Here is a 13,919-nt window from a genome sequence, read left to right as displayed (position 1 = left end):
AGTAATAAAAAGGTCAGCTTGAACTGACCTTTAAACTTTATATTTCCGTTATACCAATCACAGTAAGTAAATGATCAGAAATAGTGCAGGAAAAGCACTGGATAGCTAGGCTGATCCGCTATTTACTACGATTGGTATTGTATCTATGCGCTATACAATTCAATTTTTCCTTGCTTAGCTTGTTTTGAGCGATACATTGCCTTGTCCGCATTGTCGACTAAAGTTGAAGGCTCTGTGGTGTCGCTAGGTGCAATAGAAACCCCAATGCTAAACCGCACCTCTATGTGCTGTCCTTTGTGAGTGATTGGAGCGCGAATGCGTTTAACAATATTCCCGACTATCTGTGAAACATCTTCTTGAAAGCGAACCTTGGGCAGTAATACAACAAATTCATCACCGCCATATCGATACACTCTATCTGAGTTGCGTACGGTTTCTTTGAGCCTTTGGGCTACGGTTTGCAATAATATGTCACCATACTCATGACCCAACTTGTCGTTGATGTCTTTAAATCCGTCCATATCAATAAAACACAGTGCAACCACTTGATCGTTAAGTAAGCTTAAGGTGATGGCTTCTTCTATATCGGTATAAAGAGTAATGCGATTGTAGGCACCCGTGAGTTCATCTGTATGAGCTTTGGTGTGAAGGTCTGAATGGCGCTGGTGGACGCTTTCGCTCATTTTGTAGAAGCGTCCCATAAGGTATCCAATCTCATCCCTAGGAAGGTAATCCACCACGTCTTGCCTCTTTCCTTGTTCAACTTTCTGAGTGGCATCCATAAGCTTGGTCAGCGGATTAAACAGCGTGCGATTGACCGTGACTATAGTGAAAAAGGCTAGAAATAACATAACAATGGTTTCGATTACTATCATCATGGTGATATACGCACGGGCTTCTCTATAGTCACCTTTACGCTCTTCTAAAAGTCGTCTTTCTTCGCTATTAAACAAGGACAGATTGCGGCGAATATCATCCATATATTTTTTGCCTACATTGGTACGAACCATCTCTATCGCTTCTGCAGGTTGCTCATTGTAGAGGCTAATAGTGGTCGCCAAATCTTCAAGCTTGCTGTCGATATCCTCAACGAGCTCATCAAGCAGTTCTTGCTGTTGTTGGTTATCAGCGGTGAGGCTTTTTAACTCTCCCCAGATAGATTTAATTTCATCTCGAGAGCGAAAATAAGGCTCTAAGTAGTAGCTTTGGCCTGTGAGAAAATAGCCTCTTTGTCCTGTCTCTGCATCAGAGATAGCGTTGAGCAATTCTCCTGAGGTTTGCATGACTTCATTGGTGTGGATAACCCATTGCAGTTTGTTTTCGCTGCGGGATTCAAGAAAATAGATGAAGCCGATATTGGCTATCGAGAAAAAGAACAAGGTTCCCAGTAGCAGCTTAAGCTTGTTTTTGATGGTCACGATTATAATCCTTTATTTACGTGATACTTGCTGTGTTACGTGTTCACAGAGAGCGTCTGCAAGGCGGTGTGATGCGATATTTCTATCAATAATATTTGTTTCTAGCCGCCCTGTTCTCACCACTTCAATCCAGTCAGCCATCATGTGATGAAAGCCTTTACTTTCCAGCATAGGTGTCCAGTCTTTAAGGCTGATATTCATTTCGTGGTTTTCTTCCCAGCATTTACCTGAAACGAAAGAGTTGAATTCATAGGCTTTGTTTTGATAGCAGGCACTTACTCTCTCTCGGGTAATGCCAAATTGTCGATTCATGCTCGCGTGAAGCCATGTTTCTCCAGTTTGCCATTGCACATCAATACGTGCGAGTTTTTCATCTGTCATTTGATGAGTAATATGTAAGCCATCAAGCGTCGATTGAGCATTGAGGTTCACACTATCAAGGGGATGAATAAAGTCATCGAAGATAAAGGTGCGAATATCCCCAATAAGATCGTATCGGTTTTTTTCCCAATGTAATGAACGAAGTTCCCCTAATTCATTTCTCTTAAGCTCAGGTATGTATTGATTATAAAGTGGTAGGTACCGACGATTAAAACCCACATAAAGGGGGACGCTGTTCTTTACTGCAATTTCGTAAAGCATCTCAACGTCTCTAATGTTGTCCGCTAAAGGCTTATCAACAAACGTGGGTACTCCGCGCTCGAGAAAGAATCTAGCTATTGTGGCGTGTGCAGAAGTTGCCGCATGAATCATTACCGCATCGATTCCAAGTGCAAGCAACTGTTGATAATCATTGCACGTTTGGTTGATTCGGTATTGCTGGCGCAGCTCGTCTAGTACCTGTTGTGAGCGAGTGCAAAATATCGGTTCTATACCAGATAGTTGGGTAATGTGCGGAAGGTATGCCTTCTGTGCAATATCACCTAAACCAATGATTCCTATCTTCATTTTTTATTCCATTCGTCGAGTTAGTCTCACTTTAGCAGAGTCTCTAGAGTAAAAACTATTCTTCCTCTATCAAAGAGAGAAATAGCATGATATCGATTCAGATATTTATATTTGAAATGTCAGGTTTGTACTTTGGCTTGTTTTTATGAACTCAATATCTGTGCAAAATAGCGTCATCAAGTCGATACACTAGTTTGGAAATGAAAATGAAAAAGTCTTTAACTCTGATAGCTTTAGTGTCTGTAACCGTGATTACAGGTTGTTCTTCTTCTGAGCCTACACGTGCGGAGCAGGCTAAAGATAAGGTGCAAAACGTGGTTGAAGCATACGGATATGATCCTGAATACGGCAATGATGCGCCCCTGCCACCTACTGAAACTCCCATTCGCGATACTGAAAAAATTGATGAAGTAAAGGAAGCGGTACAAGCGGCAAAAGATGTGATTGCAATAAATGATGGCAGCTTTGAAAACGATCTGCCAAAAGAGAACCCTAAGTTGCAATGGAGAGGTGAGCTATATAGGACTGAAGTCGATGGGACTAAGATCTACATGATTTACAACAATGGAACCCCTGTTGCTGAAGTAGAGATGAAAACAGACGGTACAGGCACTATTACGATCAATGATCCTGACAATATTCGTGAAACTAAGGTTATTGCTGAGGTTGTGAAGGTTGATGGCTACAATGCGTATTACGTTGCTGGTGACGCCGGTAATGACTACGTGGTTATCAATGGAAAACCAATCAAAGTAGATGGTGACCATATAGAAAATATGAATGCCATCGATAAACAGCAACTGAAGCGCAAGGCTCAAAGAGTGAAGAACAAAATACAGGCACACCGTATTAACGGCTAATAATCCAAGGCATATTCTCGCTAAGGAAGGTTCTACAGGTCGTCATCTGGAGAGCCTTTTTTGTTTCTTGTCGATGGGGTTTGAATGAAGTCTTTTTTGTTTATTTTTATCTGTACTGTTTTTTCGTCAAATGCCTTAGCAGCTCTCGAGGATATTAGCGTTAATCTGCAAGCATCTCAATATGATGGAGAGTACTTGGGTGTTGTTGGCATTGGCTATGATTTCACAGAGCAATTTTCTACCAGTGTTGATATTGATACAGATAAATACATTGAAATTGGCGCTTCTTACTCGACTATTATTGATACTTGGTATCTTGAGACTTACGTTCGATATGGGTTTGGTGATGAGCTAACTACCGAGGCATCAGATGGAAATGAACTGGTATATCAAATGCATATCTACGACCTTGGTTTCTTGGCGGGAAAAGTACTAACTAACAACGTGTTTGCGTATTTAGATACTTCTCTTCAGTATCGTGCCCCTCACCATAATATAGCTCTGCCGGCTTTGGTTGGTGACAACACTCTTGCTTACGAGTTGAGTCAGCAGACGGAATGGAACAACACGTTAGCTGTCGACTATACCCCTCTAGACTGGTTAAGCCTTGGAGTAAGCTACAACTTTGATCTTTTATTGGGCGATCATCCTTATGAAGATAGTTTGAGGGACAGCGTTGATGTATCTGTGAGTTTAAATCTTCCTTATGTTACGCCTTATGCAAGGTACACAAAGGGTGAATATCGAGTACGTCCGGGGCGACCTATACAAGATTCGAGCTATACGGAAGTCGGGTTCTACTTTAACTTTTAAGATTCGATGGGCAGTTATCAGCGTTCTATCGTTGCTATATAGTTATCAATGTTTGTTTAATTGCATGAAATTTCTACCTTTTCACTATTTGATGGCGTAAGTTTGGGCAATAACGAACTACACTTATCAGATATCTGTATGTCTCGTTGTTTTAGTACCTGATATAAATTAGAGTATATGCTCTAATTTTGAGGTGTGAACACCACAAGGAAAAGTGTGAAGTTGAAATATAAACGTATCATTATTGCGTTAGCGTGTGGGTTAACATTCCCAGCAAGTGCTCAAGAGGTCTCCTTTTCCCAAGCTTGGGATTTGGTTCAACAACAAAACAATTCATTGGCTGCAGGTCAAGCGAATGTCGACCGCTATCAAAACCTTCAAAGTTCTAAAAAGAGTTTAAACCTTCCATCTGTCACTTTGAATGCAAACTATACGCGCCTCGATGATGATGTCACGCTTAGCGGGGAGCAACTAGCTGACAGTATCACCACACCTACTGCTTTGCCGCCAATTTCAATTCCATTTTTGGCCAACTCCTATTCTACAATTGCAGAGAAAGATGTCTTTACCTCCTCTATTAGGGCGGTATGGCCGATTTTCACTGGTGGTAAGATCATCTCAGCACAATCAATTGCTGCTGCACAAACCGATGAAGCACGTGCCCAACTTGAAATGGACCGCCAAGCTCGATTTGAGGATTTGGCTAAATATTATTTTGGTGTTGTGCTGTCTAAACGGGTGGTTCAAACGTATCAATCGGTTGAAGAGGGTTTAGAGCAACATGCCAACTTTGCTTCTAAGTTGGAGCAGCAAGGGCAAATTGCTCGAGTTGAGAAACTTCAAGCAGATGCATCCTTAGCCAAAGCACGTGTCGATCGAAAAAAATCGGAAAGAGACTTAGAAATTGCGGTTAGTGCACTGACTCAAATATTGAATCAGTCTCAAACGGTCACGCCTAAAAGTGCGTTGTTCATAAATGAAAACCTTCCCCCACTCAGTGCTTATACCAATGAAACGCTTGCCACATACCCGGGACTTTCGATTCTCGATGCCAAAGAGAAGCAAGCTAAAGGGCTGACGGATGTTCAGAAAGGTAAATACTATCCGGATGTTTACCTTTATGGTGATTACAGCCTTTACGAAGATGATTCATTGGCTGCGCAACTGACACCTGATTGGTTTGTGGGTGTAGGTGTAAGTATTCCATTGATAGAAACAAGTGGTCGTTCGGGTCAACTTGAAGCGGCACACAGTGCGGTTTTACAAATTACCCATTTACGTGCTCAAGCAAAACAAGATTTGTCGGTTTTGGTGCAAAAAACGTATTTAGAGGCTGAGCAATCGATGGAAGAAGTAAAAGGCTTGGAAACCAGTATAGAACTGGCTGAAGAAAACCTTCGGCTGCGTAAAAAAATGTTTAGCCAAGGACTGTCCAATTCTTTAGATGTGGTTGATGCAGAGCTTTATTTAGCCAGTATTCAAACCCAACAGCATGTAGCTAGGTTTAACTATCTAATTTCACTGAATAAATTACTTGCTTTAAGTGGGAAAATGAACACCTTTAGTCAATATGAAAGCCGTCCAAATAAGAGTGTAACCTCAACAACGCTAGGCGCCCAAGGAGAAGTCAATGTCAACTAAAACCTCTATTGCAGTAGTGGCAATTGCCCTTGTGGGCCTTGTTGGTTATGGCTTTTATGAGGCATACAAGCCACAGCCAATACGTATTCAGGGTCAAATGACCGCACAGCAATACAGTATCTCTTCTAAAGTGCCGGGGCGCATAGATACTATCAATGTGAAAAGCGGTGATAACATCAAGGTAGGCGATCTGATCTTCACCATATATAGCCCGGAGATTGAGGCTAAATTAGAGCAGGCAAAAGCGGGCCAAGAAGCCGCAGGTGCATTGGCACAAGAAGCTGAAAATGGAGCTAGAGTTCAGCAAATTGCCGCATCGCGTGACCAATGGCGAAAAGCTAAGGCGGCTGCTGAGCTAATGGAAAAGACCTATCGCCGAGTCGATAATCTTTATCAAGATGGTGTAGTGGCAGAGCAAAAGCGTGATGAAACCTTCACTCAATGGCAGGCAGCAAAATATACTCAAAATGCGGCCTATCAAATGTACCTTTTAGCTCAAGAAGGCGCACGTACAGAGACTAAGAAGGCAGCCAGTGAAAAAGCGCGTATGGCCGCAGGAGCGGTAGCTGAAGTGGAAGCGTATGCCGCTGATACTCAAATTGAGAGCTGGTTTAATGGTGAGGTATCTCAAGTATTACTCCACAGTGGTGAATTGGCGCCGCAAGGCTTCCCTGTAGTCACTGTGATTGATACGCAAGATTCATGGGCGGTATTTAACGTTCGCGAAGACCTACTACAGCATTTTGAAAAGGGTTCTGAAATTAGTGCTTTTGTACCTGCACTGGATAAGGATGTTCGCTTTCGTATAGCACACATTTCTGTAATGGGCGATTTTGCAACCTGGAGAGCGACAGACAGTAGTCAAGGCTTTGACTTGCGCACCTTTGAAGTGGAAGCTCGCCCGATTGAAGAACCAGAACAGTTTCGCATCGGTATGAGTGTTGTATTGACACTAGATGAGACTGAGTAGTTCTCATGCTTGGATTTATTGCTGATGAGTGGCAGCGACTACGCCGAGATAAGTGGCTATTTGCCTCCATAACATGGATACCAGTGCTAGTGGCGATTAGTGTGTGGTGGATATTCTCGCAAGGTATTGCACGCTCATTGCCTATTGCCATAGTTGATCATCAACAAAGCTTGATTTCGCAACATTTGGTTCGGTACTTAGATGCTAGTGATACCTTGAAGGTTAGTACTTACTTTCAAAGTGAGCATGAGGCAAAAAGGGCACTTAGCGGTAGTGATATTTACGCTTATGTTGTTATCCCTCGTGACTTTGACCGAGACATCTATCTTTCAAACCCTCCTCAAGTGAGTGTGTTTTACAACAGTCAGTACATCTTAGTCGGTAAGTTGGTTAACTCTGCTGTATTGCGTGCGGTTGGCACCTTTGATGCTCAAATTGAGACATTAAAGAATCTATCATCTGGAGGTGCGACCCTTAAGAGTGCATTGGGGAAAGCAGTGAATGTACGCACTCAGGTCACCCCACTGTTTAATCTCAACAGCAATTACGCGCAATTTTTGGTCTCAGCAATTATTCCCGCCATTTGGCAAATAGTCATTGTTGTAGGCACTATTTTGACCTTAGCTATGCACAAACGGGAAGGGTTGCTACAGCAGTGGCCTGAGCAAGGGGTTTTAACCTGTATGGCGAAGACCTTGTCTTGTTACATACCGATCTATCTTTTGCTTGGTGTAGGTTACTTGCTATGGTTTTATGCATGGCTTGAATGGCCAATGCAAGGGGGTTATACGGTATTGATTGCTGCACAATTGGCAACGATTATCGCCTGTATCCTTGTTGGTTGTGTGTTTTTCTTTATTACCTATGATGCGGCCAGAGCATTGAGCTTCGCTGGCGCCTTTACTGCCCCAGGGTTTGCTTTTATGGGGATTACATTCCCAGTAACGGATATGACTACATTGGCTCAGTTTTGGCGTAGTTTGTTACCTATAAGCCATTATATAGAGGCTCAGGTAAGCCAAGTATCCTACGGTGCATCCAATATGCAAACGCTCCACTACCTGGTTCCAATGTTAGGTTACTTGCTTATAATTTTCGTATTGATGAAGCTTGCACCTAAGAAGATACAAGAGGCCAAAGTATGAATTGGTGCGAGATCTTCAAGCTAGAGTTGAAAGCAATTCTAACCAACCCTGTGGTAGTTCTCACTATCTTTGGAGGGGTTGTATTCTACTCGTTCTTGTACCCATTACCGTATGCCAATCAGACGCCTAATGAGCAACACATTACCATTGTGAACTTGGACAAGAGCAAGGTCAGTTACGACTTAGAGCGAATGGTTGATGCAACCTCTCAAATCCGCATTGTAGAAAGGGCATATACCATTGAGCATGCTAAACAGCAGTTCTTAGATGGTGACGTAAGAGGCGTGCTTGTCATTCCTGAACATTTCTATCGTGATTTGCTGTTGGGCAAAAGCCCGACATTATCCTTTGCTGGGGATGCGTCCTACTTTCTTGTTTACGGCACTATAGTCGAGGGCTTAGCCAGAGCCGGAGGCACTTTAGCGGCACAGGCAAAGGTAGCTCGCTTAGTGATGGAGGGGGAGCCAATCGAGAGCGCAGCTAAACATCATGCGTCTATTGATGTGAACATGAAACCTACCTTCAATGTGACAGGCGGATACGTTAACTATGTTGTCCCTGCCGTGTTTGTTCTGATACTACAACAAACTTTGGTAATGGGTGTTGGCATTGTAGGGGCAACTATAGCGAAGCGTGAATCATGGGCTCGATTATTGGCACGTGTAGTCTGCTTTACGGGTTTCTACTATGTGCTGAGTGCTTATTACTTTGGCTGGAGCTTTGACTTCTACTCAGTATCTCGCCTTGCTAATCCATTCGAACTGTTCATGTTTGGTACGCCGTTTCTGCTGTCTGCCTGCATGATTGGTCTATTCCTTGGAATGATAGTGCCACGAAGAGAGTTGGTGACTGTGTTGGTGTTGATGAGTTCCATGCCACTAGTGTTTAGTGCTGGCTTTATATGGCCGCTAGAGTCGATTCCTACTCCCCTTGTTTGGGCATCAAATTTGTTCCCAAGCACACCCGCTATCCAAGGCTTTTTAAAGCTCAATCAGATGGGGGCGGACTTTTCTCAGGTGACTCATCAATACTTTGTTCTATTGCTACAAGTGATTGGTTGGGGGGCATTAGTCGTGCTTGCTAGAATAAGGAACAAGCACACTCAGTGTAATGATTAATCTTCTTTCTATTGACAGTGAATTGAGCGTCTTTCAATTTAGAAAACCAGCAAATAATCACCGCATTTTAAACTAGGGAAAAGTATGAAAAGTGCAATAGCGACAGGGGTTCAGGCTACGCTGGCAGTATCCATTTTTTATCTTGGATATTCCGTACACTCTGTCATCAACAAAGTCGATGAAGTTATTGAACATTTTCCTGTGATGGTAACTCAGTTAGACGAGTTATCTGGGCAGTTAAAGATAGATGATTGGCTAACCATTGCAGATGCGGTGAATCAGCAGCTTCCTGAGATGGTGAAAATCGCAGATCAAGCCATCAAGGCCATAGAAAGCTCTAATAAAACAATCGCGTCTATTGATGAAAAAATCCCTCAGGTAAAGAAAGAATTAACCCTATATCGAGAAACGGTAATACCTAGCACTCAAAAAGAGCTTCAGGCATATAGAGAGACCGTTATTCCCCCTTTATTAATTGAGTCTAAGCAATATCGCGAACAAACTATCCCTGCAGTGTTAACTGAGTCGCAGGCTTTGCGTAAAGACGTCCCCATTGTAATTGCCAGTGTAGATGAACTGTTGAATAAGAGTCACGATCTTGGTAGGGAAGCCTCTAAAGGAGCAGTGAAGGGAGTGATCTTATCTCCAGTCGACATACTAATGGATACGGGGAAGCAAGTGGTTGGCAAGGATGAAAAGTAGTTATCGGCAGTACTGTAAAGCATGAGAGGTTACTGCTTAGTTATACCCTGTAAGTTCCATATAACCATTGCCCGAATGACTGCCAGATATGTTCACAGGCCCCTCCCAGTAGGGGACTGTGAGGGGCATCTTTGCCATTGGGTTGAGTGCAGTGACTGATACATCAATTTGTTGCGATGGAATTTGAATGTGCCAAATGGTGGGGTAGGAGCTCCCCTCTATGCTGGTGTGTTCTTTGGCACTGAGCGTTATCTCATCTTGGGAAAAGGTTTGTCCGCTACCGTCTTCATTCATTAGTTTTGCATGGGCATAGTTGGTCTCGCCTGTGCTTGAATCTCTTAATTGAAAGACCACTAAACTGGTCTGTTTATTGAGTCTAAGGGCAAACCAATCCCAGCCTTGCTGGCTGTCTAGTAAAAACTGCGAGCTCCATTCTCTATCTATCCAACCTTGTCCTGTTACGTTATGGCGATGACCATCAATAGTGACCTCACCTGAAACCTGTATGAAGGGTTGACTGTAGTAGTAAGAGGCAACACTATTATCGGAACTTTTAACGCTATAGCCTTGTACACCTTGCTTTTGGTAAGGTGCTGAGCTTGTCAGTGTGAGTGAATAACTAAACTCTTTAGACCTGGCGTTGAGTGTTGCTGGGAACATATCTTGAGTGGATGATCGCCATTGCCAATCGTCGATAAATACTCGAAATGGGGTACTTTCTACACCAGCCAATTCAGGATGTGCGCGAGACCATTTTTCATCGGCGTAATGGACAGTATCTGTGGTGACGGCGCTGTGTGCCATATACATTTGCTGGCCGTGCCAATTTCCATTTGTGGGCTTCTCTTGCGGGTCTACCGCGACACGAAATTGTGTCCACTGAATACCGAGAGCTTTGCCTTGCTCATCGGTTAGGTTGGCAGTCAAATACCACCACTCATGCCTAAAGTCAGGGTGAGCGTCATGATCATTGGGAAATGTAATCGCTTTTCCCTTTACTACTGGTGTGTAGTTTTGTTCGCTTTGTCCTAGCCAGCTCCCTAGGCTTTCTTCGGGCGCTTTTTTCTCACAACCTATGAGTAACGCAGAAGATAGTGCTAGGACAAGCATTATTGAATGTCGCATCACAGCACCTCGCTTTGTAGGCTGCTCACGACCGGGCGGTTTACTAAGCGCCACAGAGGTAAGAAGGTGGCAACGACAGCGACGATCAAAGTGATAACACAGACCGCAACAGCATCTTCCCAAGACCATAAATAGGTTAGACTCCAACCAAAGGCACGCAGTGTGACAATGTCTGTGAGCACGTAGCCAACAATTGCCCCCAATGGCAATGCTATAACCAGCGTAAATCCTACTAAAGCGGCTATTTGGCCTATCATCATCGCCATTAAATTTCGGCGTCGAACCCCTAGCGCATAAAGTCGAGCAATGGCTGCCTTGCGGGCATCAAGCAACATATAACACGCACTAAATAAACCAATGACCGCAATCATTAAGGTCACGGCATTGAGCGCACTGGTAACTGAAAATGTTCGGCTAAATATGTCTAGAGCAATAGATTTGATTTGAGCTTGGTCGTAGAGCTGATTGGGGTGGAGCTGTAGTTGTTCTTTTAATGCCTGGTATACCTTATCTTTATCGCTATTCACTTTAACCCCTAAACTGGTTGGAATAGGAGTAAAGCCTTGTTCAAACCAGAGAGTAGGGGAAATAAGCACTTCACCCTTCGGCGTACCATAGTCGTGAAATATAGCGCCAACATTCAGGGGATGATTGGGAAGTCCATCCAGCTTTAGCTCATCTTCTAAGTCTAAATCTAGCTTTATTGCCATTGGTTCACTGATGGCAGCCAGTTCGCCAGAATAGAAACCTTGCCAAAAATCATCGACGGATGATTTGAATATCATAGTTTGTTCTAAAGTCGCGGTATCTTTTGTACCTAGAATTATTGAGGTGCTTCGAGTTGTGTCATCAACGTAGTACTGTTTATAGACTGTGCTTATGCCATCAAAGTCCTCAAGCTTTTTCTCTACATTGCGCATATCTTTTTGAGATGGGCTGACATAAATGTCGGCATGTAATCGCTGTTCTAACCATTGCTTTAACGTAAATTCAAAACTACCGACCAAGGTGTTCATTCCTATATTGGCGGTAACGGCGAGCAATAGCGCCATCATGGCGAGTGACAAGGGGGCGATGAGCTCTTTTAACTCAGCAAAAAGGTACTGAATGAGCCCTGCTTGTGTGTGTATCTCACTCCACAAAGCAAGCTGTTGCAGCACCTTGGGTAAGTAGAGGGGTATAGAGACAATAAATAGACCAAGCCATGCCATCGTGAAGCGAAAATGTTGGCTTAACCCCAAGCCAAGTAGTGCGGTAATAGACAACAAGCAGCCAAGTACAAACAGCTTGGTTGAATTACTATTTTCTGGTGCTTGGTAGTAACCGCCATGAGAAGAAAGAGGCTGATTAATGCGTTGCCTGAAGTGCTGAATGCATGCCATCGATGTTGCGGTCAAAGTGAGCAGCAGAGCTTGTCCCCACCATTGCCATTGCCACGTGCCAGGAAGTAGTGTGGCTCCATATAGCTGTTCAAGGGTGAGAGCGACAGTTGGGTGCAGCCAATGGCTCAGCTGGATTCCTAGAACGAAGCCAATGCTGGACCCAATGACAACAAGTGCGAATAATTCGAGTAATAGCCCAGTTAAAATTGCACTGGCGAGTGTGCCAGATTGTCTCATTTGCACTAACAAACGGTTGCGCTTCAGTAGGCTATATTTTACACCGTTGTAGGCGATGAATAACCCAACAACAAAGGCGAGCAGACTCATTGCGGTGAGATTTAAATGAAAGCTCTCTGTAAGAGCGTCAAGATCCGTTTCTTGCGTATTAGTGATCCATTGCGCTTTGCCAGCAATGAAATCAGGAGCAGTATTTGAGATGGGCTGAAAAACGGCGATATAACTGAGTTTTGAAGGGGAATTGAGCAGGCGTTGTGCAAAGCCAATATCCATTAACAAGCGGCTACCTAGTTGCCATTCATCGGGTAATATCACAACCTCTACCGTTACACCATCGAGTGTAATTTGTGATGTAATGTCTTTACGTTGTGCTTCAGTCTTACTCATCATCACAATGGGCTCGCCTGCTAATAGCCTAGGCAGTGGAAACGATCCATTAAACAAAGAGACTTGCGTGTGGGTTTCACTGTAATGTAATCCTGATGTAATGGCCGCAACAAGTTCACTGCCTTGAACTGTCCAGCGGCGACCTTGCTCATCTCGCACTTTCCCTTCAATGACCGGCAGGGAGGAACTAAGTCCAGATTGACGTAGTTCGAAGTACAGCGATTCGGGTAAGAAGTTTTGTCCTGATAAGGGGATAATCAGGCTTTGCGCACGAGCACTGAGCTGCTCTGTTGATTCACTGTAACTGCGTTTGGCATTGAGGTTGATGGCTTGAACCGCCACGAACAGGGTTACCGCCAGAATGATCCCTACCAATATTGCGACGGCTTGCAGAGGGACTTGGCGGTAGTGAGCCACAAATAGCTTTAACACGACCCATGTATGTCTGTGGCTAGTGTGATTCATGCAATTGCCCGTTGGTGAGGTGAAACCGTTTTTGCATAAATTCGGCGCATTCAAGGCTGTGCGTTACCAACGCTATCGCGCAGTCGCCGTCGGAGGCGATCTCCGTGAGCAGTTGCATAACCTCCAGTCCTGCGTTTTGGTCTAGATTGCCGGTGGGTTCATCGGCTAACAACAGTGATGGTTTATGAGCTAAAGCTCTAGCGATAGCAACGCGCTGCTGTTGACCTCCAGAGAGTGATGCGACCTGCCTGTCTAACAGGGTGTCAATCTCCAGTTTTTCTACAAGATGATCACACCAAGAGTTCCACTTCTGTTTGTTGAGGCTAAGAGGAAAAGAGATATTCTGCGCGACATTGAGCGGAGTGAGGAGGTTAAACTGTTGAAAGACTACGCCTAACTGCTGGTGGCGAAACGAACTCCACTTTGGTTCGCGCCATGTTTTGGCATCTACACCATTGATCAACAGAGTGCCTTCGGTTAGGAACTCAAATCCCGCGATAATGTTGAGAAGAGTGCTTTTACCGCTGCCACTGGCTCCGGTTAAGGCAACACTTTCTCCGCTACATAGAGAGAAGTCAACGGCGTTAAGAACTCTGTGTGTTTGCTTACCATCAATAAACTGCTTCGTTGCGTTCTGAAGTTGCACCAGCGGGTTGGACATTTAATTTCCCTTTTAAAAGAGGCTGTTAATTGATACCAATTTTGTCA

General features: G+C 43.9%; 12 protein-coding genes. 7 read left to right on the top strand and 5 right to left on the bottom strand.

Features of this window, described 5'->3' with window-relative positions; genetic code table 11:
* Positions 1-143 precede the first annotated feature (143 nt).
* Positions 144-1,418, bottom strand: a complete 1,275-nt coding sequence (locus OCU48_RS18820) for a diguanylate cyclase domain-containing protein (protein WP_141346599.1) — start codon at positions 1,416-1,418, stop codon at positions 144-146.
* 12 nt (positions 1,419-1,430) lie between these two features.
* The gene (locus tag OCU48_RS18815) at positions 1,431-2,366 is read right to left on the bottom strand and encodes a Gfo/Idh/MocA family protein (RefSeq protein ID WP_141346598.1); all 936 of its coding nucleotides are present in this window, start codon (positions 2,364-2,366) and stop codon (positions 1,431-1,433) included.
* A 206-nt stretch (positions 2,367-2,572) separates the two neighbouring features.
* On the opposite strand from OCU48_RS18815, the gene OCU48_RS18810 reads away from it, so the two are divergent.
* The 7 genes from OCU48_RS18810 (at position 2,573) to OCU48_RS18780 (ending at position 9,615) form a co-directional block, all read left to right on the top strand.
* Complete coding sequence (locus tag OCU48_RS18810) at positions 2,573-3,226, top strand: hypothetical protein (protein WP_141346597.1); 654 nt, start codon at positions 2,573-2,575, stop codon at positions 3,224-3,226.
* An 84-nt stretch (positions 3,227-3,310) separates the two neighbouring features.
* Positions 3,311-4,039: a hypothetical protein gene (locus tag OCU48_RS18805; protein WP_141346596.1), complete on the top strand. Its 729-nt coding sequence runs from the start codon at positions 3,311-3,313 to the stop codon at positions 4,037-4,039.
* A gap of 216 nt (positions 4,040-4,255) precedes the next feature.
* On the top strand, positions 4,256-5,680 hold the full coding sequence (locus OCU48_RS18800) for a TolC family protein (RefSeq protein ID WP_141346595.1): 1,425 nt from the start codon (positions 4,256-4,258) through the stop codon (positions 5,678-5,680).
* Complete coding sequence (locus OCU48_RS18795; RefSeq protein ID WP_141346594.1) at positions 5,670-6,650, top strand: HlyD family secretion protein; 981 nt, start codon at positions 5,670-5,672, stop codon at positions 6,648-6,650. Before OCU48_RS18800 ends, OCU48_RS18795 begins: the two co-directional genes overlap by 11 nt.
* 5 nt (positions 6,651-6,655) lie before the next feature.
* Positions 6,656-7,795 carry an ABC transporter permease gene (locus tag OCU48_RS18790; protein WP_141346593.1) on the top strand — a complete coding sequence of 380 codons (1,140 nt, stop codon included), beginning with the start codon at positions 6,656-6,658 and terminating at the stop codon, positions 7,793-7,795.
* Positions 7,792-8,913, top strand: coding sequence for an ABC transporter permease (locus OCU48_RS18785; RefSeq protein ID WP_141346592.1), 1,122 nt, complete (start codon positions 7,792-7,794; stop codon positions 8,911-8,913). The genes OCU48_RS18790 and OCU48_RS18785 overlap by 4 nt, the downstream gene beginning before the upstream one ends.
* Before the next feature lie 84 nt (positions 8,914-8,997).
* Positions 8,998-9,615, top strand: a complete 618-nt coding sequence (locus OCU48_RS18780; protein WP_141346591.1) for a hypothetical protein — start codon at positions 8,998-9,000, stop codon at positions 9,613-9,615.
* Between the two features lie 36 nt (positions 9,616-9,651).
* Here OCU48_RS18780 and OCU48_RS18775 read toward each other — a convergent pair whose 3' ends face one another.
* The 3 genes from OCU48_RS18775 to OCU48_RS18765 are packed head-to-tail and all read right to left on the bottom strand — an operon-like array spanning position 9,652 to position 13,872.
* Complete coding sequence (locus OCU48_RS18775) at positions 9,652-10,740, bottom strand: lipocalin-like domain-containing protein (RefSeq protein ID WP_141346590.1); 1,089 nt, start codon at positions 10,738-10,740, stop codon at positions 9,652-9,654.
* Positions 10,740-13,211, bottom strand: a complete 2,472-nt coding sequence (locus tag OCU48_RS18770) for an ABC transporter permease (protein ID WP_141346589.1) — start codon at positions 13,209-13,211, stop codon at positions 10,740-10,742. Before OCU48_RS18770 ends, OCU48_RS18775 begins: the two co-directional genes overlap by 1 nt.
* On the bottom strand, positions 13,198-13,872 hold the full coding sequence (locus OCU48_RS18765) for an ABC transporter ATP-binding protein (RefSeq protein WP_141346588.1): 675 nt from the start codon (positions 13,870-13,872) through the stop codon (positions 13,198-13,200). The genes OCU48_RS18770 and OCU48_RS18765 overlap by 14 nt, the downstream gene beginning before the upstream one ends.
* Positions 13,873-13,919 lie beyond the last annotated feature (47 nt).

The organism is Vibrio inusitatus (assembly GCA_024346935.1).
Classification (GTDB): Bacteria; Pseudomonadota; Gammaproteobacteria; order Enterobacterales; family Vibrionaceae; genus Vibrio; species Vibrio inusitatus.
Note: the sequence above shows the minus strand (reverse complement) of the source record. Positions and strands in the feature narration are given on the sequence as shown.